The sequence below is a fragment of the Salegentibacter maritimus genome (assembly GCF_016236915.1).
GTDB classification, from domain to species: domain Bacteria; phylum Bacteroidota; class Bacteroidia; order Flavobacteriales; family Flavobacteriaceae; genus Salegentibacter; species Salegentibacter maritimus.
On sequence record NZ_JAEHOK010000006.1, the window covers coordinates 1 to 25,558 of the forward strand.

The 25,558-nt window shown below is 37.1% G+C and carries 26 protein-coding genes; 13 read left to right on the plus strand and 13 right to left on the minus strand.

The window, feature by feature from the left end; all coding sequences use genetic code 11:
* Positions 1 to 7: 7 nt before the first annotated feature.
* Both I6U49_RS05825 and I6U49_RS05830 read right to left on the minus strand, forming a co-directional pair.
* Positions 8 to 988: an IS110 family RNA-guided transposase gene (locus I6U49_RS05825; RefSeq protein ID WP_198627550.1), complete on the minus strand. Its 981-nt coding sequence runs from the start codon at positions 986 to 988 to the stop codon at positions 8 to 10.
* 368 nt (positions 989 to 1,356) lie between these two features.
* Positions 1,357 to 1,950 carry a lipocalin family protein gene (locus I6U49_RS05830; protein ID WP_198627948.1) on the minus strand — a complete coding sequence of 198 codons (594 nt, stop codon included), beginning with the start codon at positions 1,948 to 1,950 and terminating at the stop codon, positions 1,357 to 1,359.
* 343 nt (positions 1,951 to 2,293) lie between these two features.
* On the opposite strand from I6U49_RS05830, the gene rplM reads away from it, so the two are divergent.
* The 6 genes from rplM to I6U49_RS05860 all read left to right on the plus strand — a co-directional run bounded on the left by rplM (position 2,294) and on the right by I6U49_RS05860 (position 7,143).
* A complete protein-coding gene (gene rplM, locus I6U49_RS05835) occupies positions 2,294 to 2,749 on the plus strand; it encodes a 50S ribosomal protein L13 (RefSeq protein WP_193710179.1) in 456 nt (151 codons plus the stop codon).
* The gene (gene rpsI, locus I6U49_RS05840) at positions 2,749 to 3,135 is read left to right on the plus strand and encodes a 30S ribosomal protein S9 (RefSeq protein ID WP_193710178.1); all 387 of its coding nucleotides are present in this window, start codon (positions 2,749 to 2,751) and stop codon (positions 3,133 to 3,135) included. The genes rplM and rpsI overlap by 1 nt, the downstream gene beginning before the upstream one ends.
* A gap of 166 nt (positions 3,136 to 3,301) precedes the next feature.
* A complete protein-coding gene (gene rpsB, locus I6U49_RS05845; protein ID WP_193710177.1) occupies positions 3,302 to 4,186 on the plus strand; it encodes a 30S ribosomal protein S2 in 885 nt (294 codons plus the stop codon).
* Between the two features lie 89 nt (positions 4,187 to 4,275).
* Positions 4,276 to 5,103 carry a translation elongation factor Ts gene (gene tsf, locus I6U49_RS05850; protein ID WP_198627949.1) on the plus strand — a complete coding sequence of 276 codons (828 nt, stop codon included), beginning with the start codon at positions 4,276 to 4,278 and terminating at the stop codon, positions 5,101 to 5,103.
* A gap of 85 nt (positions 5,104 to 5,188) precedes the next feature.
* Positions 5,189 to 5,911, plus strand: a complete 723-nt coding sequence (locus tag I6U49_RS05855; RefSeq protein WP_198627950.1) for a tRNA1(Val) (adenine(37)-N6)-methyltransferase — start codon at positions 5,189 to 5,191, stop codon at positions 5,909 to 5,911.
* A gap of 56 nt (positions 5,912 to 5,967) precedes the next feature.
* The gene (locus I6U49_RS05860; RefSeq protein WP_198627951.1) at positions 5,968 to 7,143 is read left to right on the plus strand and encodes an acyl-CoA dehydrogenase family protein; all 1,176 of its coding nucleotides are present in this window, start codon (positions 5,968 to 5,970) and stop codon (positions 7,141 to 7,143) included.
* Between the two features lie 156 nt (positions 7,144 to 7,299).
* Here I6U49_RS05860 and I6U49_RS05865 read toward each other — a convergent pair whose 3' ends face one another.
* Positions 7,300 to 7,479 (minus strand): hypothetical protein, encoded by a 180-nt coding sequence (locus tag I6U49_RS05865; RefSeq protein WP_198627952.1) that lies wholly within the window; start codon positions 7,477 to 7,479, stop codon positions 7,300 to 7,302.
* Between the two features lie 99 nt (positions 7,480 to 7,578).
* On the opposite strand from I6U49_RS05865, the gene I6U49_RS05870 reads away from it, so the two are divergent.
* Positions 7,579 to 8,391 carry a DUF3050 domain-containing protein gene (locus I6U49_RS05870; protein WP_198627953.1) on the plus strand — a complete coding sequence of 271 codons (813 nt, stop codon included), beginning with the start codon at positions 7,579 to 7,581 and terminating at the stop codon, positions 8,389 to 8,391.
* 416 nt (positions 8,392 to 8,807) lie between these two features.
* Here I6U49_RS05870 and I6U49_RS05875 read toward each other — a convergent pair whose 3' ends face one another.
* The 7 genes from I6U49_RS05875 to trmB all read right to left on the minus strand — a co-directional run bounded on the left by I6U49_RS05875 (position 8,808) and on the right by trmB (position 13,491).
* Complete coding sequence (locus I6U49_RS05875; RefSeq protein WP_193710171.1) at positions 8,808 to 9,143, minus strand: 2Fe-2S iron-sulfur cluster-binding protein; 336 nt, start codon at positions 9,141 to 9,143, stop codon at positions 8,808 to 8,810.
* A gap of 49 nt (positions 9,144 to 9,192) precedes the next feature.
* Positions 9,193 to 10,254, minus strand: coding sequence for an NAD(P)/FAD-dependent oxidoreductase (locus I6U49_RS05880; RefSeq protein ID WP_198627954.1), 1,062 nt, complete (start codon positions 10,252 to 10,254; stop codon positions 9,193 to 9,195).
* A 27-nt stretch (positions 10,255 to 10,281) separates the two neighbouring features.
* Positions 10,282 to 10,524, minus strand: coding sequence for a NifU family protein (locus I6U49_RS05885; protein WP_193710169.1), 243 nt, complete (start codon positions 10,522 to 10,524; stop codon positions 10,282 to 10,284).
* Positions 10,525 to 10,530: 6 nt separating this feature from the next.
* Positions 10,531 to 11,658, minus strand: coding sequence for an Mrp/NBP35 family ATP-binding protein (locus I6U49_RS05890; protein WP_198627955.1), 1,128 nt, complete (start codon positions 11,656 to 11,658; stop codon positions 10,531 to 10,533).
* Between the two features lie 195 nt (positions 11,659 to 11,853).
* Positions 11,854 to 12,183, minus strand: coding sequence for an MGMT family protein (locus tag I6U49_RS05895; protein WP_198627956.1), 330 nt, complete (start codon positions 12,181 to 12,183; stop codon positions 11,854 to 11,856).
* Positions 12,184 to 12,185: 2 nt separating this feature from the next.
* The gene (locus I6U49_RS05900; RefSeq protein WP_198627957.1) at positions 12,186 to 12,809 is read right to left on the minus strand and encodes a LysE family translocator; all 624 of its coding nucleotides are present in this window, start codon (positions 12,807 to 12,809) and stop codon (positions 12,186 to 12,188) included.
* 7 nt (positions 12,810 to 12,816) lie between these two features.
* On the minus strand, positions 12,817 to 13,491 hold the full coding sequence (gene trmB / locus I6U49_RS05905; protein ID WP_198627958.1) for a tRNA (guanosine(46)-N7)-methyltransferase TrmB: 675 nt from the start codon (positions 13,489 to 13,491) through the stop codon (positions 12,817 to 12,819).
* Positions 13,492 to 13,559: 68 nt separating this feature from the next.
* Between trmB and I6U49_RS05910 the strand changes: the two genes are divergently transcribed.
* Entirely contained in the window at positions 13,560 to 14,618 is a 1,059-nt protein-coding gene (locus I6U49_RS05910) for a glycosyltransferase (RefSeq protein WP_198627959.1), read from the plus strand.
* Here the strand turns inward: I6U49_RS05910 and I6U49_RS05915 are convergent.
* Both I6U49_RS05915 and I6U49_RS05920 read right to left on the minus strand, forming a co-directional pair.
* Positions 14,550 to 15,635 carry a sensor histidine kinase gene (locus I6U49_RS05915; RefSeq protein ID WP_198627960.1) on the minus strand — a complete coding sequence of 362 codons (1,086 nt, stop codon included), beginning with the start codon at positions 15,633 to 15,635 and terminating at the stop codon, positions 14,550 to 14,552. The genes I6U49_RS05910 and I6U49_RS05915 overlap by 69 nt on opposite strands.
* Positions 15,635 to 16,318 carry a response regulator transcription factor gene (locus I6U49_RS05920; protein WP_193710162.1) on the minus strand — a complete coding sequence of 228 codons (684 nt, stop codon included), beginning with the start codon at positions 16,316 to 16,318 and terminating at the stop codon, positions 15,635 to 15,637. The genes I6U49_RS05915 and I6U49_RS05920 overlap by 1 nt, the downstream gene beginning before the upstream one ends.
* A 328-nt stretch (positions 16,319 to 16,646) precedes the next feature.
* Between I6U49_RS05920 and I6U49_RS05925 the strand changes: the two genes are divergently transcribed.
* The 5 genes from I6U49_RS05925 (at position 16,647) to I6U49_RS05945 (ending at position 24,025) form a co-directional block, all read left to right on the plus strand.
* Positions 16,647 to 17,966, plus strand: a complete 1,320-nt coding sequence (locus I6U49_RS05925) for a hypothetical protein (protein WP_198627961.1) — start codon at positions 16,647 to 16,649, stop codon at positions 17,964 to 17,966.
* A gap of 97 nt (positions 17,967 to 18,063) precedes the next feature.
* Positions 18,064 to 20,895, plus strand: coding sequence for a TonB-dependent receptor (locus tag I6U49_RS05930; protein ID WP_198627962.1), 2,832 nt, complete (start codon positions 18,064 to 18,066; stop codon positions 20,893 to 20,895).
* A 139-nt stretch (positions 20,896 to 21,034) separates the two neighbouring features.
* Positions 21,035 to 22,354 carry a T9SS type A sorting domain-containing protein gene (locus tag I6U49_RS05935; protein ID WP_198627963.1) on the plus strand — a complete coding sequence of 440 codons (1,320 nt, stop codon included), beginning with the start codon at positions 21,035 to 21,037 and terminating at the stop codon, positions 22,352 to 22,354.
* 139 nt (positions 22,355 to 22,493) lie between these two features.
* Entirely contained in the window at positions 22,494 to 22,838 is a 345-nt protein-coding gene (locus I6U49_RS05940; protein ID WP_198627964.1) for a T9SS type A sorting domain-containing protein, read from the plus strand.
* 209 nt (positions 22,839 to 23,047) lie between these two features.
* Positions 23,048 to 24,025 (plus strand): LuxE/PaaK family acyltransferase, encoded by a 978-nt coding sequence (locus tag I6U49_RS05945; protein ID WP_198627965.1) that lies wholly within the window; start codon positions 23,048 to 23,050, stop codon positions 24,023 to 24,025.
* A 226-nt stretch (positions 24,026 to 24,251) separates the two neighbouring features.
* On the opposite strand, the gene tyrS is transcribed toward I6U49_RS05945, so the two are convergent.
* Positions 24,252 to 25,547, minus strand: a complete 1,296-nt coding sequence (gene tyrS / locus I6U49_RS05950) for a tyrosine--tRNA ligase (protein ID WP_198627966.1) — start codon at positions 25,545 to 25,547, stop codon at positions 24,252 to 24,254.
* Between the last annotated feature and the right edge of the window lie 11 nt (positions 25,548 to 25,558).

Below are 25,558 nucleotides of genomic sequence, written 5' to 3' on the forward strand. Positions count from 1 at the left end.
CTGATTTCTATGACACTTGCAAGTTATTATTATATATTTTTTGATTTTTTATGATGGCAAAAATTCTATGAATGATCTTATTTCTTACAGCATTTAAGACGCTCATTTTGTTTTTGCCTTCATTTACCTTTCGATGGTAATATTGTTTTAAATCAGAAGGCAATTGGATCGCCCTCATGGCTGCTAAATGCAGTATTTTCTTAATGCCTTTATCTGCATAGATAGAAACCGATGCCCTACCAAAAACAGAAGTTCCTGAACTTTTTGAAAATGGCGCCACTCCAGCATAACAGGCAAATTTACGAGGATTTGTGATCGATTTAAATGCATTTGTTTTAATCAACATATTCCACGATAAAATAGGACCTACTCCAGGAATAGCACGTATTAAATGGTATTGGTGCTTCAATACACTATTGTGCTCAATAACCTCAATTATTGATTTGTCGGTTTGTTTTATTTTTTCAGTTAGTAATTGAATAAGTTCAGCTCCGTGCTCTTCCAGTTGCGGCAAGTCAAGATCTGCAATCAGTAGGTTTTCTTTGTTTTTTGCTTTGAGTTGGGCTCTTTGCTTAATTAACAGGTTCCTATGGGATATAAGTGCTTTCAGCTTTTCTATTCCCGGTTCTGGTTTTTGATGTGGTTCGAGTTCTGTGTGGTTTTTTTCCAGGAATTTAGCAATACGGAAGGCATCTATAATATCATCTTTTCCTCTGGTGAGTCCAATACTTTTGTGTAAATGCAAAGGATTTACTTCGTAAAAAACGATATTTAAAGAGGTTAAGACTTCAATAATCTTACGGCCATATCGCCCCGTATTCTCAATACAGACTTTTAAACTTTGTGGCTTTGAGCCACTAAAAAAAACTTTTATAGCTTTTTTGTTGTTATCAATACGTTTGGCCAGTTTCTTCTCACCTTTTATAGAACAAATATCCAATGTGTTTTTACTGATATCAATACCTACAAAAGTCAATGAATTTTTCATAATTTTGGTTTTAGTTATGAATGGATTAAATTAAATAGGACTCAATTCCTTAATAATGGGCTTTTAATCCCGAATTTCTATTTGAGTTACTATTTAGGGAAAGAGTAGGTACTGAATCAGCATATAGCTCTTTTAACTGGAACTTGTTATAGTTAGCCTACTCTTTTTTAATCCTTAATTTACACAAATTTTACTCTTGCAAGTCTAAAGGAACTTGTTTCAGCTTCTAACATGTTTTTAATTACCAACACCTTAGATCCCCGATAAAGAATCGGGGCAGGCTTTGAAATAAATTCAAGATGACGGTTTTAAAACCTTTTCAGACCGCTTCTTTTTCTATCTAACATTAAAAATATTGGCTGGTTAATTTACCCTTGTACCCTTGTATATTCTAAAGATAAAACCCTAACGTCTTCCGCATCGGTTCCATCCGGATTCCCATAATATTGTTCAGATTCAAATTTACTAATGTCAAAAGCGAAAGTATTGGCAGTTCTTTCCAGAACCCTGCTATGGGTTCTTGTGGTGCCATCTATGGTCATGGTAATCACCAAACGCTCTTCATTATTAAGATTTTCAACATCCCAGTTTCCCGAATCTGTGCGGCCCGAAAGACATGCGAATTCATCATCATTGTTTCCGGCTTTAAAATCTAACTTTGAGTTGGTAGTTATCATATCTCCATTTTGTAAAAAATTAACCCCCATATCCTGAAAACAATTTGTTTCCAAAAGTATGTTTGAATTAAAAACACCATCATCATTAAGATCTACTACAGTATCGGTTTCCATAGCCGAGAGTATCCATTCACCTTCAAGATCGGCTGGAGTAATAGTAGCTGTAGCATTGGCAGGATTTAATTGGTTCGAATTCAAATGATCTTCATTAGGCTCGCAAGACACTAAAGCAAGTGCTGCTAAAAATATGCCCATAACATTTTTAAAATTAAGTAGGTATTTCATAGCTAATTCAATTTGAGACTACAAAAATACAAAGCATTCAAACAATTTTATGACTTTTTTAACATAAAATTTACCACTCAACACATTTACAGGCATTTCATCGATATTAAATCTTCTAGATCAGGGAACAAAATATGGCTATACTTGCCTTTTGAAAGTAAATTCCAAATAGTGTGATTCTATTTCCGAGAATAGAAATTAAGGCTATATCCCTCAAAATAAATTAATTAATTTCCAATTTGCTATATGAATTTATAATTGTACATTTGCACCCCAATTTCCCGACATGATTCGTGTTGGGAATTGGGAATGGAATGTTTAATAACAAGTAAATTTAATTAGTGTGGACACATTAAGCTACAAAACAGTATCAGCCAACAAGGCTACCGTGACCAAAGAATGGGTACACGTAGATGCTGAAGGACAGACGTTGGGCCGCCTATCTTCTGTAGTAGCCAAGCTACTAAGAGGTAAGCACAAACCTAACTTCACCCCGCACGTTGATTGTGGTGATAACGTAATTGTTACCAACGCAGAGAAGATCAACTTAACCGGTAAGAAATGGGATTCGAAAGAATACATTCGTCACACAGGTTACCCGGGTGGACAAAAAAGTCTAACAGCCGCTGAATTATTCGAAAAGAATCCGGAGCGAATTATCGAAAAATCAGTAAAAGGAATGCTACCAAAGAACAAACTTGGAGCAGATCTATTTAGAAATTTAAAGGTTTACGCAGGATCTGAACATGATCATACTGCGCAAAAGCCTAAAACTATTAACTTAAACGATCTTAAGTAATGGAGGTTATTCACAAAATTGGCCGTAGAAAAACGGCAGTTGCGCGTGTTTATGTTTCTGAAGGAAGCGGAAAATTTAGCGTGAACAAAAAAGACCTTAAAGACTACTTTACCACAGGTCCTTTACTTTACAAAGTAAATCAGGCCCTTAACCTTACCGGAAACGATGGTAACTTTGATATTACCGCAAATGTTTACGGTGGTGGTATTACCGGACAGGCAGAGGCCATTCGTCTTGCCCTTTCCAGAGCAATGGTAGAGTTAGATGCCGAGAACCGTTCTATATTAAAGCCTGAAGGTTTAATGACCAGGGATCCAAGAATGGTAGAGCGTAAGAAATTTGGACAGAAGAAAGCCCGTAAGAAATTTCAATTCTCTAAACGTTAATTTTTATTGGAATTCATATTCCAAAGTTCATTTAATATTAAAAAGAATTTTGTTGTTATCCCAGTTGCTATTGGGAGTTAGTTTAGCATCTAAACAGGTAAGGCCGTGTTTTTAAAACAGCCACTTACGTGTTGCTATCTTCAACAGAACGTAAACTATTACAAAAATGGCAAATAAAGTAGAAGTAAAAGAATTACTTGATGCAGGTGTACATTTTGGACACCTTACAAGAAGATGGAATCCAAATATGGCCCCATATATCTATATGGAACGTAATGGGATTCACATCATCAACCTATACAAAAGTGCTGCTAAAATGCAGGAGGCAGGTGATGCCCTTGCCAAGATTGCAGCCAGCGGTAGAAAAATACTTTTCGTAGCTACCAAAAAACAAGCTAAAGAAATAGTAGCCGAACAAGCTGAAAAAGCAAATATGCCATACATTACCGAGCGTTGGCCCGGTGGTATGCTTACCAACTTTGTAACTATTCGTAGAGCCGTTAAAAAAATGGCCTCTATAGATAGAATGAAAAAAGATGGTACCTTTAATACACTTTCTAAAAAAGAACGCCTTCAGGTAGATCGTTTAAGAGCTAAATTAGAAAAGAACCTTGGTTCGATTTCTGATATGAGCCGACTTCCAGGAGCGCTTTTTGTTGTTGATATTACTCGTGAACACATTGCTATTAAAGAAGCTCAAAAATTAAACATTCCAATTTTCGCAATGGTAGATACAAACTCAGATCCTCGTGAGGTTGAGTACGTAATCCCATCTAATGACGATGCTTCAAAGTCTATCAACAAAGTGGTTTCTTATGTTGCTGATGCTATTGTAGACGGCCTTTCTGAAAGAAAAGCTTCAAAAGAGTCTAAAAAAGAGAAAGCTGATAAGGAAGAGAAAGCCCCAAAGGCTGCTGCCAAGCAACCAGAGGGAGAAGTTCCTTCTAAAGATGCTGAAGACAAAAAGGCAATGAAAGAAGCTAAAAAAGATGTGAAACTTGAGTCTAAAAAAGAAACTTTAGACAAAGCTGCATCTAACGAAGAAGAATAAAAACAACATTTTATAACCTTCAAAAAGTCGTTTAGTTTCTTTCTTAACAGTTGGTCTCTAAACGACTTTTTTAAATAAAAAATAATACTATGGCTAAAATAACCGCCGCAGAAGTAAATAAATTAAGAAAAGCTACCGGTGCCGGAATGATGGATTGCAAAAAGGCACTTGTAGAGGCAGAAGGTGATTTTGATAAAGCTATTGAAGTTCTTCGTAAAAAAGGACAGAAAGTTGCTGCTAAGAGAGCCGATAGAGATTCAGCCGAAGGTGCTGCCATCGCTAAAGTAAACGACGATAACACCAAAGGTGTTATTATTTCTCTTAACTGTGAAACCGACTTTGTTGCCAAAAACGACGATTTCATCAAAATGGCCAACAATTTTGCCGATATCGCGCTTACAGTTTCTTCTAAAGAAGAGTTACTTAAAGCAGATTACAACGGGATTTCAGTTGAAGATAAATTAACTGAGCAAACAGGAGTGATTGGTGAGAAAATAGAAATTGGTGCTTTTAAATCTTTAGAAGCTCCTTTCGTAGGTTCTTACATCCACGCAGGGAATAAAATTGCTGTAGTTACAGGTCTTTCTAAAAATGTTGAAGGTGCCGATGAAGCAGCAAAAAATGTTTCTATGCAAGCTGCCGCTATGAATCCTATTGCCCTTAATGAAGAAGGTGTAGACCAGGAAACCATAGACAAAGAAATAGAAATCGCTAAAGACACCCTTCGTCAGGAAGGTAAACCTGAAGAAATGCTAGACAAAATAGCAAAAGGAAAAATTCAGCGTTACTTTAAAGACAACACTTTAGTTAACCAGGCTTTTATTAAAGACAGCAAACAAAGCGTTGCAGGTTATGTAAAAACCCTGGATGCAGATCTTACTGTTGTAGGTTTTGAAAGAGTTGCTTTAGGAGAGTAATAAAGTCATTTCCGCGAAGACGGGAAGTCTCAATAAACTCAAAAACCGCTTCAGAATAATGAAGCGGTTTTTTTAATTTCACAAAATGTCAGAAAAAGCTTTTCAATTTAAAGAATTCAAGATAGAACAAGATCGCTGCGCCATGAAAATTGGCACTGATGGTGTTCTCTTAGGCGCCTGGACAACACTAGACAGAAAACCTGAAAGTATTCTTGATATTGGCACAGGAACCGGCCTAATCGCTTTAATGTTAGCCCAACGTTCTACCGCAACACTAATAGATGCCCTGGAAATTGATGAAAATGCTTACGAACAAGCTGTAGACAATTTTGAAGACAGCCCCTGGGGAGATCGCCTGTTTTGCTACCATGCAGCCTTTGATGAATTTGTAGAGGAAATGCAGGATGAGGAAAAATATGAGCTCATAATCTCCAATCCACCTTTCTATGTTGAAGACTATATTTCTGAAAACGAAAGTAGAAAAAAGGCTCGTTTCACTGAAGCTCTACCCTTTTCACAACTAACCGAAGGTGTTTCAAAATTACTTCATCCAGAAGGGGAATTTAATACTATTATTCCGTTTAAAGAAGAAACAAATTTTATTGGCCTAGCCGCGGAATTCGGTCTTTTTCCCAGGAGAATTACCAGAGTTAAAGGTAACGAAGCTTCCCCCATTAAAAGAAGTTTACTGAGTTTTGGGTTTAAAGAAACCAAAACCACCAAAGATGAACTTATTATAGAAATTTCACGCCATCATTATACAAATGATTATAAAAACCTGGTAAAAGACTTCTATCTTAAATTATAATCTTAAAATTGTTTGCTTTAAAAAGCTTGGTTACATTTGTGTAAAACACCACACAAATGAGAACAGATAACTTCCAGGCTCCTGATTATTACAATCTTGACGAGCTACTTACAGATGAACATAAAATAGTGCGTGATGCCACCCGAAAATGGGTAAAACGCCAGGTATCACCAATAATAGAAGATGCTGCCCAAAAGGCAGAATTCCCAAAATCTATAATTAGCGGCTTAGCCGAGATTGGAGCTTTTGGCCCCTACATTCCGGAGGAATACGGTGGCGCCGGACTGGATCAAATCTCATACGGACTTATCATGCAGGAAATTGAACGTGGCGACAGCGGGGTACGTTCTACAGCATCTGTTCAAAGTTCGTTGGTAATGTATCCAATTTTTAAATATGGTACAGAAGAACAGCGCAAAAAATACCTTCCAAAATTAGCTTCAGGAGAATTTATAGGCTGTTTTGGCCTTACCGAACCAGATCACGGCTCTAATCCTGGTGGAATGACCACCAATTTTAAAGATAAGGGTGATCATTATCTACTTAATGGAGCTAAAATGTGGATCTCTAACGCTCCTTTTGCCGATCTTGCTATAGTTTGGGCCAAAGACGAAAACAACCGTATTCACGGACTCATAGTAGAAAGAGGTATGGAAGGTTTTTCTACTCCCGAAACCCATAATAAATGGTCGCTACGTGCCAGTGCAACCGGGGAGCTTATCTTTGATAACGTAAAAGTACCTAAAGAAAATTTATTGCCGAATAAAAGCGGACTGGGAGCCCCTTTAGGCTGCCTTGACTCTGCACGCTACGGTATTGCCTGGGGCGCCATAGGCGCAGCTATGGATTGTTATGATACTGCCTTGCGCTATGCAAAGGAACGCATACAGTTTGATAAACCAATTGCCGCCACACAACTTCAGCAGAAAAAATTGGCAGAAATGATTACTGAAATCACCAAGGCACAGCTTATGGCCTGGAGACTTGGAGTGTTACGAAATGAAAACAAAGCTACATCAGCTCAAATCTCTATGGCAAAAAGAAATAATGTGGAGATGGCTATAAATATTGCCCGTGAAGCACGCCAGGTTTTAGGTGGAATGGGAATTACCGGCGAATACAGCATCATGAGACATATGATGAACCTGGAAAGTGTAATTACTTATGAAGGTACTCACGATATACATTTACTGATAACAGGAATGGATATTACCGGAATTTCGGCTTTTTAAAAGATAGAATTTAGATATTAGAAACTTATAAAATGTACTTAAATACGTCATCCTGAACTTGTTTCAGGATCTAATATGAACAAAACTTAGAAGCTGAATCAAGTTCAGCTTGACGGTAAAATATTTCCCGAACAAGGCCAATACAGACGTTTTTTCTTACATCAAATCAAAACAGGGGCATCGTTTACAACGTTTGCCCTTTTTGTATTTTTCACAACATTCTTTTTTAAGGGGTTTTGGTTTTTTGGCCACTACCCCATCTAATTGCAAATAATCTTTAGACTTATTTGAATAAAAAACGATCACATTATAAAATTGCAAACCCTGAAATTTCATAGGTTTAATATACTTCAAAAAGCTGAAATTGAGCGTTAATTCAATTTTAAATCAATGTTTATATTTTACAAATCCTAAAGAGAAGCTTACTTTTGCAGCATGGGAAAGAAAAATAAAATAGACGAGGTAAACAGGGCGCTACAGCCTAAAGTAAACCAACTTTTAGATCATTCTTTATATCAACAAATAACTACCCCCGAGCATTTACGGATATTTATGGAACATCACGTTTTTGCCGTTTGGGATTTTATGTCGTTGCTTACTGCTTTACAGGAAAAATTTACCAGAACCACTAATCCGTGGGTTCCGGTTGGCAATCCGGAGATAAGATATCTAATCAATGAAATTGTACTGGCCGAAGAAACCGATATTAATTACTTCGGAGATCGTCAAAGCCATTTTGAAATGTACCTGGATGCTATGCAAAAAAGCGGTGCTGATACAAAAAAAATCACCGATTTTTTACTACAGGTTTCCCATGGTACAGATATTTTTCTACTAATTGCAGCTACAAAACTTCCCCATAATATAAAAATCTTTCTAAAAAACACTTTTGAGGTTATTGATGAAGGAGAAACCCATAAAATAGCCTCGGCCTTTACATTTGGCCGCGAAGGCTTAATTCCCAGCATGTTTAATTCTATTATAGAGAACGTACAGAAGAATTTCCCTAAAGAAGACCTTAGCCTTTTTAAATACTATTTTGACAGGCATATAGAACTAGATGGTGATGAGCACGGCCCCATGGCTTTTAAAATGATAGAAGAGCTTTGTGGTAATGATGAAGAAAAATGGAAAGAAGTCTATCTTACCGCAGAAAAAGCCCTTGACGCCCGTTTAGAACTATGGAAGGGCATTGAAAAGGAAATTTCAGAGAATAATATAGATTCCAGGAAATTGCAAACGGCTTAAAGGATTCCTTTAACAATAAATAAACCTTACACCATCGTCCTTCTGTTGCAAAAACTTTCGGGGTTATTTCAGAGCTTGCCCTAAAAATTATTCGGAGATCTAATTAAATATATATGAGACAGTCGGAAAAATTCTTAAAATCGTCATCCTGAATTTATTTCAGAGCCTGCTCCGATTTTTTATCGGGGATCTAAAATATTGATAATCAAAACATCTTAGAAGCCGAAACAAGTTCAGCTTGACGAAACTAGACATTTCAGACAGCCTTTTATAAAAAAACTTCATGCTGAACCTGCCCGTCCGTTCAGGCGGGCTTATTTAAGACTTTATCCCAAATTTACTTCGGGAATCTAACACGAATAGTATCTATCAACTTAGACCCTGAAACCGTTTCAGGGTGACGTCTAAAAATAATTTTAAGGTGCTTCAGGAGCAAGTTTTACCTCCAAACCATCTAATTGTTCGGTAATAGGAATCTGGCAACTTAATCGGCTATTATCTTCCACAAAAAATGCCTGGTCCAGCATATCTTCCTCCTCCATACTTTGCTCGGGCAAAACATGTTCTAAATTAAGAATATAACACTGGCACGAGGCACACATAGCCATTCCGCCACAAATTCCAATAGTGCCTTCCTGGGCAAGTTCATAAGAACGAACTACCTCCATAAGGTTCATATTCATATCTGTTGGAGCATCTACTACGTGAGCTTCTCCTTCCCGGTCTATTATTGTTATTTTTATATCAGACATAGTTCGCAAAAAACTTCACAGGTCCTGGAGACCTGTAAGGTTTATAATTTTAATTTATACTCTTTACAACTTCTTTTTTCGCCTCTTTCTTACTGCCATCAAAACCACTAACTCCGCTTACGGTGGTATACTTCATCACATACTTTTTATCTGGAAAGATGCGTTGGTAAGCACTTTGGCACATAATGGCCGCCTCGTGAAAACCACATAAAATCAATTTTAATTTTCCGGGATAGGTATTAACATCTCCAATAGCATACACCCCGGGGATATTGGTTTGATAATCGTAAGAATTATCAACTTTAATCGCATTCTTTTCTATCTCCAGCCCCCAGTCGGCAATAGGACCTAATTTTGGGGAAAGTCCGAATAGCGGAATAAAGTAATCGGTCTCCTTAATTTCTTTTTCAGAAGCTGAAGCTTTATGGGTAATCACTACACTTTCCAGCTCATTTTCACCTTTAAGATCGGTTACCTCAGCATTGGTGATAAGGTTTATTTTTCCAATTTTCGAAAGTTCTTCTACTTTCTCTACAGAATCTAAAGCACCGCGGAAATCGCTTCTTCGGTGTACCAGCGATACTTCTGAAGCAACATCAGCCAAATAAATAGCCCAATCTAATGCTGAATCACCACCACCGGCAATTACTACTTTTTTATCCCGGTAAACCTCGGGCTCCCTAATGATGTAAGCCACCCCTTTATCTTCGAAATTGGCAATATTGGCAATTGGGGGTTTTCTTGGTTCAAAACTTCCCAAACCTCCGGCTATTACCACTACAGGAGCGTGATGTTTAGTTCCTTTATTAGTGGTAACTATAAAACTACCGTCCTCTTGCTTATCTATGGTTTGCGCCCTTTCCCCAAGCGTAAATCCCGGTTCAAAAGGCTTTATTTGTTCCATTAAATTCGTTACCAGGTCTCCTGCCAGGACCTCGGGAAATCCAGGAATATCGTAAATGGGCTTTTTAGGGTAAATCTCAGAACATTGCCCTCCTGGTTGAGGAAGTGCATCTATTAAATGACATTTTAACTTTAGCAATCCGGCTTCAAAAACCGCAAAAAGGCCTGTTGGCCCTGCGCCAATTATAAGTATATCGGTTTTAATCATATTTGCATATTTATGCGAGGCTAGCGCCTACTTTTGAATATTTACCACACTTTCTATTTGCGGTACATATTTTTTAATTGTCATTTCTACTCCCGATTTAAGCGTCATTTGATTTACGGTACAATCTACACAGGCACCTTCCAAACGCACTTTAACCAGCCTATCGTTTTCGATAGAGATCAAAGAAATGTTCCCTCCATCACTTTCCAGGAAAGGACGAATTTCGTCTAGCGCTTTCTCTACATTTATTTTTACTTCTTCGCTCGTCATTTATTTTTATTTAACTGCACTACACCCTGCCATTGTAGTAATCTTAATTGCTTCAGTTGGAGGCAGGCTCTTATTTCGGTTCACTGTTTCCTGAACCATTTTACGCGTAATTTCTTGAAAGGCTGTTTCCAGAGGCGTTGATTCCTGCAAGGCTGCAGGACGTCCAATATCTCCAGATTCCCTTAAACTTTGAACAAGTGGAATTTCACCTAAAAACGGTGCATCAATATCTTTTGAAAGATTTTTAGCACCTTCTTTTCCGAAGATATAATATTTATTTTCAGGCAATTCTTCGGGAGTAAAATAGGCCATATTCTCTACGATTCCCAAAACAGGAACATTAATACTTTCCTGGCGGAACATCGCAACTCCTTTTTTAGCATCGGCCAGGGCCACATTTTGGGGGGTACTAACTACTACCGAACCGGTAACCGGTAGTGACTGCATAATAGATAAATGTATATCTCCGGTTCCCGGTGGAAGATCTACTAAAAGGAAATCCAGCTCTCCCCAGGCCGCATCAAAAATCATTTGATTTAAAGCTTTAGAAGCCATAGGCCCACGCCATATTACCGCCTGATTTGGTTTGGTAAAAAAACCGATAGAAAGAACTTTTACGCCATAATTTTCTACAGGCTTCATTTTAGACTTTCCGTCTAAATTTACCGAAAGAGGTCTTTCAGCTTCTACATCGAACATCATAGGAATAGAAGGTCCATAAATATCGGCATCTAAAATTCCTACTCTAAAACCCATTTTAGACAAAGTTACTGCCAGGTTCGCCGTTACCGTAGATTTACCAACCCCTCCTTTTCCGGAAGCTACAGCAATAATATTGGAAATTCCGGGAATAGCTTTTCCTTTAATTTCCGGCTTTTTATCGGCAGCTTCTACTTTTATATTTACTTTTACCTTTGCTTTTTGGTTTACATGCTCATGGATAGCCTTCATTACATCTACCTCTGCCCGTTTTTTAATATGTAAAGCAGGAGTTTGCATCACCAAATCTACCACTACCTCGTCCCCAAAGCTCATTACATTTTGAACAATCCCGCTTTCCACCATGTTTTTACCTTCTCCGGCCACAGAGATAGTTTCAAGCGCTTTTAATATTTCTTTTCTGTCTAACTTCATTTAAAAAATATTTATTATCCCAAAAAGTCAGGATACTTTTAGCTGCCTGTTAAGTATTTTCTATAATTCAGGCAGCTTATATAGATTCATTCTAAACGCAAATATAAGTGTAAAAGCTAAGAAAACGAAGTATTTGACCATAATTGATTTATTCAGGAATAAAGCAAAGCTATAGTGTTATTATGAGCAAAATTTCTATTTTATTTCTTCCATGGGATCCCAAAAGTATTTTTCAAGATCCTGCACTTTATTATCTTTCACTTTAACACCTTCGGCAGCTAGCATTTGTTGCATTGCATTATGATCGCCAAAATGACTTTTCCCGGTAAGGAGTCCATTTCTATTCACCACCCGGTGTGCAGGCACATCGTCCAGGCCTTTTGCCGAATTCATAGCATAGCCCACCATTCTCGCACTTTTTGCCGCACCTATACATTTTGCGATCGCACCATAAGATGTAACTTTTCCGTCTGGTATTTGTCTCACCACATCGTAAACCCTTTCAAAAAAACTTTTTTCTTCCAAAACTAGACGTAATAAATTCTTATAAGTGTAACAATAACTAAGATGAGCATTAATGCGGTCATAAAATAATTGGAATATTTTGAAACAGCTTCTGCCTGTTTTTCAATTCTAACAAAAGAAAGCACATAAGCATACAAGGTAGTAAAACTGCCCAGGGAAGCGGCCAAAATAAACGCGACAATCCGGGACCAATCGTAAGAGCTTCCCACTCCAATATTTAATGCCCCTGCTATGGCCACAAAGTAAGGAACCGGAAAAATATTTAGGCCGGCCACCAGCATTCCCTTAAAGATGCTATTGGAGTTTGCTTTGCTTGATTTATGTTCTATCCCCCCTCGCTTTTTTGCCTGAATAAAAAAATAAATACTTAAGAGTATAAATACAACCAGGCCTGTACGCAGTAGAACATTCTGGACAAATTCATTTTTAAATATATATTTTGCCAGTAAAACAGCAACGGTAGCTTGAATAACAACTACAATAGTAGCCCCAAATGCAACATAAAGCCCGTTTTTCTTTCCTTTTTCAACACAGGTTTTAGCCACAGTCATATTTACCAAGCCCGGCGGCACGACTCCAAGTAGTGCCGCAAAATAAGTAATTAGAAAAAGCTTTGTTTCTTCCAAAAGGGACTTATTTTATTCTAAATTGAATATAGGTTATTGGTTTTCCCCGCTCAAGATACTGTTTTTCGTAGAAAGTTTGAATCTCCCTTACTTCTTTTGGAGAATATTCATTTTTATAGATATCGTGATGCGCATAAAGAACTTCATGACCTTCGCCATGAAGCAAGCCAAGCGTGTAGCCATGCATAAATTCACTATCGGTTTTAAGGTTCACCCGTCCTTCGGCTTTTAAAATATCTTTATATTTTTGAAGAAACTCACTGTTTGTTAAGCGGTGTTTGGTACGCTTATATTTAATTTGCGGATCGGGAAAAGTGATCCAAATTTCATCTACCTCGTCTTCTGCAAAAACCCGATCTATTAATTCTATTTGAGTTCTTAGAAAAGCAACGTTTGCCAGGTCTTCTTCCAGGGCAGTTTTTGCCCCTCTCCAAAAACGGGCACCTTTAATGTCTATTCCTATAAAATTCTTTCCCGAATCCTGTTTAGAAAGACCTATGGTATATTCTCCTTTCCCACAACCCAATTCCAACACTATAGGATTATTGTTTTTAAAGAAATCTTTTTTCCAATTTCCTTTTAATTTAAACTGGTCCTTCTCCAATTCTTCCCGGGAGGGCTGTATTACATTTTCAAATGTTTCGTTCTCCCTAAATCGTCTTAGTTTATTTTTACTTCCCACGCCTTAATTTAATATTTTGGTAAAACTAAAGAAAATAGCGCACAGGCCATTAATAATATATTTGATATATGCCTAAGAAACGAATTTTAGTAGCGGTTTTAAATTGGGGACTTGGCCATGCTACACGATGTATCCCAATTATTAAAGCCTTGCAAGAGCACGATTTCAAGGTTTTTATCGCTTCAGACGGGGCTGCGCTGGAATTACTAAAAAAAGAATTCCCCAATATTAAAGCTTTCGAACTTCCTTCCTATAATATTTCCTATAGCAAATCTGCCCACACTTTTAAATGGAAATTACTTAGGGAAACTCCAGGAATTCTAAAGGCAATAAATAGGGAAAAAAAGGAGGTTAAAAGGCTTGTTGAAGCTTATAAATTTTCCGGAATAATCTCTGACAACCGATTTGGCTGCAGACATAGTAAAATTAACTCTGTTTTTATTACCCATCAGCTAAATGTTCTAAGTGGCAGCACCACCTATTTAAGCAGTAATATGCACCAAAAATATATTTCAAAGTTTAATGAATGTTGGGTTCCCGATCTACCTGGAAACAACAATTTAAGCGGTATGATGGGACATTTAAAAAAAACACCTGCAAATGTGAAGTATATTGGGCCGCTTAGCCGATTTAAGAATACGCCTCAACCAAAAAAATATAATTATGCAGTAATCTTATCGGGGCCAGAACCCCAAAGAACAATGCTTGAAAAAAAGCTACTTTACTCGTTTAAAGCATCTGACAAAAAAATTATCCTGGTAAGAGGAGTGATAAACGAAAAGGAGATGTTATCTAGCAATAAGAATATCTACATCAAAAATTACTTAACTTCAGAAGCCCTGCAAAAAGTGATTCTGGAAAGCGATTTAATTATTTGCCGTTCTGGATACTCCAGTATAATGGATTTGGCCAAACTAGAAAAAAAAGCATTTTTTATCCCTACCCCGGGACAATACGAACAACAGTATTTAGCCAAAAAATTTATGAAACAAGGTGTTGCAGCTTATTGTCAACAGGAAAATTTTACAATTTCAAAACTTGATGATTCAAAACATTTTTCAGGCTTCGGGGGTTTCAATTTCAGTGTCGATTTCCGGGATTTCTTTACTTTTTTCGAGCGTAAATGAGAATTCACTACCCACACCAAAAACACTTTCTACATATATTTTTTCATCGTGGGCTTCAATAATATGCTTCACTATAGAGAGCCCTAAACCCGAACCACCTTCCTTTCTGGAGCCACTTTTATCTACACGGTAAAACCTTTCAAAAACACGAGGGAGGTTTTCTTCTTCAATTCCTTCACCATTATCGGTTACCCGCACTATCACTTTATTTTTTATAAGGTTTTCTATGCTAATTTCGGTAGTCCCGTCCTCCTTTCCATATTTGATAGAGTTTACAATTAGATTCGTTAAAATCTGCTGAATTCGATCCCTATCGCCATAAACCCAAATAGGCTTATCATAATCAATATCAAAAGTAAGCGTGATATTCTTTTTTGCAGCCTTCATTTCCAGAAGGTCAAATGAGCCCTGAATTATTTCTACAATATTAAAATCTTCTTTTTCTAAATGGAGGTCTCCTGTCTCTAGTTTGGTAATCATATCTAAGTCCCGAACTATATAAATAAGACGTTCTACACCTTTACTTGCACGCTGCAAATATTTTTTACGTACCGTTTTATCTTTCATGGCACCATCAAGCAAGGTAAGTATGTACCCCTGAACTGTAAATAAAGGAGTTTTAAGTTCGTGCGAGACATTACCCATAAATTCTTTTCTATAGGTTTCGCGAACCTTAAGGCTATCTATCTCCAGCTTCTTGTCTTTGGTAAATTTTTCAACTTCGCGGGTAAGTGTAGCCATATCGGTAGTAACCCGGTTAGGACTTAGGCTAGTAGATTCCAAAAGTGAAACATTATCGTATATCTTTTTTATTCGCTTATAAATAAAATGTTCTACCCTATATTGGATAATAAAAAAAGAAACAAAATAGGTAATAAGTATAAAAGTAAAAAAAGGGCCAAGTAAAAGGCCACTGGTAAAATGTGCAAAGCCTGCCAACACTATACTCAAAAATACGGTAATATAGAGTGAAGTCTTTATCGCAAACTTATATGAACGTTTAAACTTTTTTGCCATTAAACAACAAACTTATAGCCCACACCTTTTACAGTTTTAAAACATTCGTCGCCAATTTTTTCCCTCAACTTTCTAATGTGCACGTCTATTGTACGTCCGCCAACTACAACTTCCGCACCCCATACGTTATCAAGGATATCTTCTCGTTTAAAGACTTTTCCCGGTTTTGAGGCCAGCAATGAGAGTAATTCAAATTCTTTTCTTGGTAAAATTATCTCTTCACCACTCTTAATTACCTTATACTCGTCTCGGTTAATAATAAGGTCTTTAATTTTAACAACATTAGAAGTGGTCGTATCATCTTTAAAGCGCCTAAGCAAAGCCTTTACCTTGCTCACTAAAACTTTTGGCTTAATAGGCTTGGTTATATAATCGTCTGCTCCGGCATCAAAACCGGCCATTTGAGAATAATCCTCTCCCCTTGCGGTAAGAAAGGTGATAATTGTATCTTCCAGCTCCGGCAATTTTCTAATTTGGGAGCAGGCTTCAATACCATCCATTTCGGGCATCATCACATCAAGGATAATAAGCTGTGGTTTTTTCTTTTTTGCAAGCTTCACCCCATCGGCACCATTATCTGCTGTTATTACCTGGTAACCTTCCGAAGAAAGATTGTAAGCAACAATTTCCAGAATATCTGGCTCATCGTCTACCAGTAAAATTTTGATGTCTTTTTTTTTCATTTTCGTTTAATTGAATTGGTAAATATGAGGTAAAAGTAACCATAAATTTGACTCCGGTAAACCACTATTTTTTGGAGCTTAACCCAAACTTAACATATTAATTTAAATTAAAAAATCTGTAACCACCAGAAATTAAAGGGTTTTCATTTGTTCATTTCAAAGTTCATCTCTCATTGATCGCTTACAAAACTGAAATACTAAACTTTTTAATAACATTAAAAGTCGTTGAATTAACGCAAGCTTAAACTTAAGCTAAAACCACACTTAAACTAAGTGCGTTTATTTGCCTCGAATTAAAGCTAATAAAAACAAACTTAATTTTTGACTTATGAAAAAACTGATTATTGCAGGTTTCGCTATCGCCACTTTTGGTTTAACCAGCTGTAGTGAAGACGATGATTCACCAACTGAACAACTTGCTACCTGTACCGATGGAATTCAGAATGGTAATGAAACCGGTATAGATTGTGGAGGACCTTGTGCTTCTTGCGAAGGAGATGGAGAAGGTCAAACACCAGTAGATGAAGATCTTTCTGGATTACTAACAGAAGACTTTACTTTAACCAATGATGTAATCTGGGAAATAAACGGAAAATTTGTAGTTGGTGATGGAGCTGTTCTTACAATAGAGCCAGGAACCATTATTAAAGGAGCAGAAGGAACAGGATCTTTAGCTTCTGCACTTATTGTAGCCCGTGGTGGTCAGATTATGGCTGAGGGTACTGCTGAAGAGCCAATTATATTTACTTCTATTAATGACAACATTGAACTTGGAGAAAAACAAGGGTCTAACCTTGACGAAAACGATCGTGGCCTTTGGGGTGGAGTATTAATCTTGGGGCGTGCACCCAGCTCTTTCGAAGGTGACTCTGAAGAATCTCAAATTGAAGGAATTCCTGCAGATGACGATTTTGGAAGATATGGAGGTAACGACCCTGAGGACAATTCAGGAGTATTCAAATATGTTTCTATTCGTCACGGTGGAGCGCTTATCGGTTCAGGTAATGAAATTAACGGACTTACCATGGGAGGTGTTGGTAATGGAACAGTTATAGACCACGTAGAAATTGTAGGTAATGTAGATGACGGTTTCGAATGGTTTGGTGGTACAGTAAACTCCAGTAATCTTGTTGCTTTCGCCGGCGGAGATGATGCATTAGATATTGATCAGGCCTACTCTGGTACTATCACCAATGCGTTGGTAATTCAAGGTGCCGAATCTGATCACGCTTTAGAAATTGATGGCCCAGAAGGAACTTTTCAAGATGCTTTCGTTATCGAAGACCTAACTATAATTGGAGATCCTAACGCTCCATCTGGTGAGATAGCAGATTTTAGAGATAATGCAATGGGAGCAGTCAACAATGTATACGTAAGAGGTTTCAACAACACACAGGATGTGGAACTTGATGATGACGCTACTGCTTCAAACTATGCTAGTGGAAGCTTAAGCTTCTCTGCATGGGAAGTTGTACTGCCTGAAGGGGTAAGCAGCGTTTCAGAAATCTTTATCGATACTACAGAAAGTACAGATTTCTCTAGCGATTCAAGTGAATTTGCAACTGCTATAGAACAAGACCAGGAAACTGTAGGTGCAGATCTTTCAGTTTTTGGCTGGACTTATGCTAGCTTCCGTGGTGCGTTTTAATTAAAATTCTAAGACAAATTTAAATAGCGCTTAACAAAATTGCTCGTCTCCTGAATGGGACGAGCAATTTAGTATTCAGATTTTTAATTGTATCTATATGAAAACCCAATTTTCACTAGTTTTATTTTTTAGTTTATTCATAAGTCTGGCACAGGCCCAAACAGGCAAGATTTCTGGTACTATTTATGACGTTGAAGTTAATGATATCATGCCTTTTGCCAATGTTTCTATCAAAGGCACAAATAGTGGGACTACATCAGATTTCGAAGGAGATTTTAGCCTAAATGCAGAGCCGGGTACTTATACTGTTGTTTTTTCATTCGTAGGATACGAAACAGTAGAAGTTTCTGAGGTTGTTGTAGAAGAAGGAGAAGTAACTACGCTTAACATAGAGATGAAATCTTCAGCAGGCGCTTTAGATGAAGTTGTAATTACAACAACTACTGCTCGCGATACAGAAGCATCTGTCTTAAATATGCAAAAAAATGCCGTTAACCTTACTAACGGACTTTCTTCTCAAAGTTTTGATAAAATTGGAGCAGGAGAAGTTTCTTCCGCTGTAAAAACCATACCCGGAGTATCCGTTCAAGGCGGGAAGTATGTGTATGTAAGAGGCTTGGGAGACCGCTACACAAAATCTATCCTAAACGGAATGGAAGTTCCCGGGCTGGATCCAGATCGTAATACCTTGCAGATGGATATTTTTCCAACTAATATTCTGGATAATGTAATGGTGATAAAATCACTTACCGCAGATAATCCTGCCGATTTTACCGGCGGAATGGTAAATATTATTACCAAAGATTTTCCAAGTCGGGAAGAATATAGTGTTTCCATTGGCGGCACTTACAATCCTTCTATGCACTTTAATTCAGATTTCCTGCAGTATGAAGGCGGGGGAACAGATTTTCTTGGCTTTGATGATGGCACTCGAAATCGTCCCATTAATAGAAGTCAGACATTCCCAAGGCCTTTTGATAATGATGCCGCACTCACAAGACTTACGCAACGCTTTAACCCAACTTTAGGGGGTACAAGGCAACGAAACAATATGGATTTTAGTATTGGTTTTACCGCAGGTAACCAGTATGATGTTGGTAAAGAAAACAATAAGCTGGGATATTTTGCCTCGCTTTCTTACAAAAATACCTCAGAGTATTTTGAAGATTTTGAAAACAACTCCTGGTTAAAACCAAGAGAGACATCAGAATTCGAAATGCGACCATCAAGATTATTAAGTGGTGATGTTGGTAAAGAAAACGTTTTGGTTAGCGCGTTAACAGGGCTTGCTTTTAAAACCGAGAAATCTAAATATCAGCTTAATTTACTTCATATTCAAAATGGAGAGTCTACAGCTGGTAATTTTGAAGAACAAATTCTTGTTTCTGATGCCATCACGGTTTTTAGAGACAACCTGGAATATACTCAACGATCAATTACCAATGCGTTATTAAGCGGAAAACACACCAACGAAGATGCAAGTTGGACTACCGAGTGGAAACTTTCACCAAGCCTTTCCCGCGTTAACGATAAAGATGTACGAATTACTGCGTTTGAATTTAACCCAAGCAATAATACCTTTAGTATACGTCCCAGCTCATCTGAAAGTCCTACGAGAATATGGCGAGACCTAGAAGAGATCAACCTTGCTGGAATTGTAGACCTTACAAAAAAGCATCAGCTTCTTGGAAGAGACGCTAATCTTAAATTTGGAGGTGGCTACACTTACAAACAAAGGGATTTCTCCATAGATCAATACCAAATTCTTATTCAGGGATCTATTAGTCAAAATTTTGGAGGAGATCCAAACCAGGTGCTTGCTGCGGGAAATATTTGGACTCCAGAGAACCAGGCAGGATCTTATATAAACGGATTCTATGAGCCCGCAAACACTTACGATGCTTATAACACCAATGCTTCGGCATATGTTTCAGAAGAATTTAATGTGACCAAAAACCTGAAAGCCATTCTGGGTGTAAGACTGGAAAAATTCGATCAGTTCTACACAGGGCAAAATAACCTTGGGGATTTAATTTTGGAAAATGAACACCTTATAGATAGAACAGATCTTTTTCCTTCAGCAAACTTTATATACAGTCTTAATGAAGATAGTAACCTAAGACTTTCTTATGGTCGTTCTACTGCAAGACCTTCTTTTAAAGAAGCTTCAATTGCCCAAATTTATGACCCCTTAACCAACAGGACTTTTATTGGTAATATAGATTTGCAACCTACTTATGTAGATAATATTGATGCAAGGTACGAACTTTATGGAGACAATGCCCAACTTTTCGCAGTAAGTGGCTTCTATAAAAGATTTACAGACCCAATTGAGCTTTCTGTTTTCAGTGATTTTTCAGCAGATAATTTTCAACCAAGAAATGTTAACGACGCTACAGTTATTGGAGCTGAGATTGAAATGAGAAAGAACTTTGGATTTATCACTGAGGGACTTAGAAAATTAAGTGCTAACCTAAATGTTTCTGTAATAGACTCCAAGGTTGAAATGGATAGAAGCCCGAGCGGTGAGTACGAGTCTAGAGAACGTAACCTTAGACCCGGAGAGGAATTTGACGGAACAAGACAACTACAAGGTCAATCTCCATTTTTATTAAATGCAGGCTTTGATTACACCGATCCAGAAAGTGGATGGCAAGCCGGTATTTTTTATAATACCCAAGGAAAAACCCTTGAACTTGTTGGCTTAGGAACTGTTCCAGATGTTTACACCATGCCATTTCACAGTCTTAATCTAAATTTGAATAAATCTTTTGGAGAAGAGAAGAATTCTACTATTTCTTTGAAGGTTTCCAATATACTGGGAGATGATATTGAAAGTAGATTCCAGTCTTTTGAAGCCGAAGACCAAATTTTTTCTTTAAGAAAACCCGGTACTCCAATCTCATTAAGTTATAGTTACAAGTTTTAAGTATTGAAATTAAGTTTGAATTAGCCAAAGAAAAAGGCTGCCTCACCGGCAGCCTTTTTTAATATACACATAGCAATAATTTAACACAGAAAAATAAGACATTTAGTACTTTCCTTTTTTTAACATAAATATATGAAATATGAAAAAAATTACAATTATTTTATTTTTGATGGTTTCGCTTAGCGGAATAAGTCAGGTAGGCTTAGGATTACCTGATGTCCAAAATTTTGTTGTGACCGCCGATAGATCTACAACCTATACTTGGAATTCAGGTTCAAGGTTTGATTTTGAATTTGAAATTACTGGTCGTTACGAATACGATGAAATTAAATTATCAGTTTATTATGAATCAGTTAATTCCCAAAACCTAATATCATTAAGCCGGTGGAATAGAGAGGGGGATGAATATTTAGATTTTCCAACTATGACCAAAAAAGAATGGTGGACTACTATCAGCTATGCATGGCAAAATAAGAGCTTTACAATTCCTGGTAATAGGTTTATTCTAGTTGTATCCGTTCCTAGTAAAAATTATTATAAAGAATTATACTATGAAGCCCCACAAAGTTTATCTAATTATCATGTGATAAAATATCGTGGTCAGACAAAAAGTGCAGCCACAGATTCCAAATGTAACAATGATCAGGAAGCAAGTGTCGGTGTTAATATTCAAAATGCATCATTAACCGTTGGTAAAATATACAAGATAGATAGAGGGACTGGTATCGGATATCGCTGGTACGAAGTTACCTCACGACAATCAGGAGCCAGTAATTCTGCAGATACTACAATACCAAGTTCAAACACGTCTTCTGGTTATTATCCGGATTGTTCCACCTCAGGTGGAAGTGATGAACCAGACTTGAAATTTAATTTGAATGGCTCTTCAGTTTACAGTGATGCCAATTCTTTTGATATAAGCGCAACACATAGATTAGACTTTACTAACAGTATGCTTACATTTAATTTTTTAATAGACAATATCGGTGATGCCCAGTCAAATGCTACGGAAATTGAATTTTACAGATCAGGCAACTCAATTTTTGATCCGAATGATGATGCCCCAATAAATAAAGTCTTATCAATCCCAGCAATTTCAGCAGGAAATTCTGATGGGCATTTTAGCAAAACCTTATTTGTCAATGATTTTGAATCTGGTTTATCGGGATATTGGTACGTGATTGCAAAGATTAAAGCTGATGATTCAAACAACAGTAACAACACCGTAGCGGTAAGAGTATATTTTAACCCTTCTCGAAGTTCTATTAAATTTAACAAAAATACTATTCAAAGGGAATATACAACAAAAAAGGTTTTGCAAATATATAATTTGTCAGGCGTTAGGGTTACAAAGGACGAAATCTCTTCCCAAGATGAAGAAAATGCTATTATCCAAAATCTAGAGCATGGTATATATATAATAAAGTCCGGAGAGAATACATACAAAATAAAAAAGTAAGGTATTGTATAAAAATCTACTTAAAGGCTGCCCCCACCGGCAGCCTTTTCTAATATAATATTATGATTAAATACACAATAAACTTGGCAGGATTTTTGAAAATTTTATTGTAAGTTTGTACAAACCCCTAGCACAAAGAATGAAGCAATACTACTTCTATACCTTCATAATAGCTGTTTTCCTAACGTTCGCTGCACCAAATGCAGTTTATTCTCAGGACACTACCAGCTTGGGGAATAAAACCGAAATTCCTATAGAAGGCCTATCTATTTATCCCAATCCGGTTACCAACGGAAAAGTCTACATTAGCACTTCACAAAATAAGGACAAGGATATTCAGATTTATAATGTTTTAGGAAAACCTGTACAACGTACAAAATTAAGAGGAAGAGAGCTTGATGTGTCTAATCTTAGCGCAGGGATTTACATTCTAAAAATTAAGGAAGAAAAAGCTACGGCAACCAGAAAATTGGTGGTGAGATAATTCACTTTGCAATAGGTTCCGAAAAAATCTGTCAGTAAACTACCTCAAGCCAAGGCCACGAGGCATTCGTTGGAAACAAACTTTTAATTTCGAGGCAAGCTTTAAAGTCCCAATAATTATCATGATAAACCGCGATTATCAAGTAAAGTTGTTTAGGGCAAACGGCTAGCCAATATTTCTTACCTTCGCTTTTCTAAATTCCTATAAGAATGCTAGCTGAAAGAATTTTTAATATTTCTAGCCAACAGGATTTTGACGAGATTAGCCTTGAAGTTTTTTCTTATCAGTTTCAACATAATCCTGTTTACAAAGAGTTTTGTTTATTATTACAACGTACTCCTCAAAACGTTTTTCTGGTAGAAGATATTCCATTTTTACCCATAGAATTTTTTAAAAAAAAGAAAATTGTTTCTTCGCGAGCCAAAACTGAAATTACTTTTACCAGTAGCGGAACTACCGGCAACACTACCAGCAAGCATTACGTTACCGATTTAAGGGTTTACGAAGAAAGCTTTTTTAAAGCTTTTAAAGAATTTTACGGAAATCCCGAAGAAATGGTAATTTTAGCACTTCTACCCTCTTATTTAGAACGCCAGGGTTCGTCCTTAATCTATATGGCCGATAGCTTAATAAAACGTAGTAAGCACCCCGAAAGCGGCTTCTATCTTGACAATCTTAATGCTCTACAAGAACAACTTAAAGTCTTAGATAAGAACGGTAAAAAAATCTTATTGTTAGGGGTCTCGTTTGCATTGCTGGATTTGGTAGAAACCTACAATTTTCAGCTAAAAAACACCATAATCATGGAAACCGGTGGAATGAAGGGAAGACGTAAAGAAATGATTCGCGAAGAATTGCATAAGGTTCTTGCCAACGGATTTGGAGTAAGCAAAATTCATAGTGAATATGGAATGACTGAATTACTTTCACAGGCCTACTCTACTGGCGATGGTATTTTTGAGACTCCTGCCTGGATGAGACTTCTTATACGGGATCCCGAAGATGCCCTAAATTACCTCCCACATAACAAAACCGGCGGCATAAATGTGATAGATCTGGCAAATTTTAACTCTTGTTCATTTATAGCCACACAAGATTTAGGGAGAAAAAAAGATAAAAACCTCACAGAGATTCTTGGGAGGTTTGATAATAGCGATATTAGAGGCTGCAACCTCTTAGTTCTATAAAATGATCAAGAAAAACATTAGCTAATTAAAGCTTAAAAATCAAGTAGTTATAGTTAAAAAATATTAAAATCTGTAAATTTTCAGGGGGTTTATCGACTTACTATATGTAAGATGACAATTCAATAAACTGCGTTGATTCTTACAACTAAGTGAAATTTTTTCATATTAGATTGGTTAGTTAGTTGCAAGCCCCGCAAACATCCTGTTTACGGGGCTTTGTAATTATCTACACCACTCTAATTATATAGGTATTTTTCTTTCCTTTATTAAGAATTACATATTTATTATTAATAAGATCATTTGTGGTAATGGTGTAATCCTCTTTTACCTTTTCTTTATTTACAGAAACAGAATTTTCTTTAAGGGCTCTTCTGGCTTCACCATTAGACTGTAAAAAATTGGTTTTAGCAGCTAGAGCCCCAATCATATCCAAACCGGCTTCAATTTCGCTTTTGGCAATTTCGGCCTGGGGAACACCTTCAAAAACATCTAAAAAAGTAGCTTCATCTAAAGATTTTAAATCGGTAGCGGTACTTTTTCCAAAGAGCACTTCAGAAGCTTTTAAAGCATTCTCATAATCTTCTCTAGAATGCACCATAACAGTCACTTCTTCTGCTAAAGTTTTTTGCAGCAAACGCATATGAGGGGCTTCTTTATGCTCCTTTACAATTTTTTCAACCTCTTCCTTATTTAAAAGAGTAAATATTTTAATATACTTTTCGGCATCAACATCACTGGTATTTAGCCAGTATTGGTAGAATTTATAGGGGGAAGTACGTTTGGGGTCAAGCCAAACATTCCCACCTTCAGTTTTCCCAAATTTAGTCCCATCGGCTTTGGTTATCAGTGGGCAGGTTAAAGCATAACCTTTGCCATTACCTATACGCCTAATCATCTCTGTACCGGTGGTGATGTTACCCCACTGGTCGCTACCACCCATTTGCAGCGTACAATCTTTTTCTTTGAATAAATGCAGAAAATCGTACCCCTGCACCATTTGATACGTAAACTCGGTAAAAGACATTCCTTCGGCAGCGTCAGAAGTTAATCGTTTCTTAACCGAATCTTTGGCCATCATATAATTTACAGTAATATGCTTGCCTACATCACGAATAAACTCAAGAAAACTAAAGTTTTTCATCCAGTCGTAGTTATTCACCATCACCGCGGCATTTTCTTCATCCTTTCCAAATTCCAAAAATTTAGAAAGCTGGTTCTTTATTGCCTGTTGATTATGGCGCAAAGTCTTTTCATCAAGTAGATTTCGTTCTGCAGATTTTCCAGATGGATCACCAATCATTCCTGTAGCACCACCAATTAAAGCATAAGGTTTATGCCCACACAACTGAAAATGCTTAAGCATCATAACACTCACTAAATGGCCTATATGAAGAGAATCTGCAGTGGGGTCTATTCCAACATAGGCAGATCGCATTGCTTCTTTTAAATGCTCTTCGGTACCAGGCATTACATCATGCAACATACCTCTCCAGGTAAGCTCTTCTACAAAGTTCTTATTCATAATTCTAATAA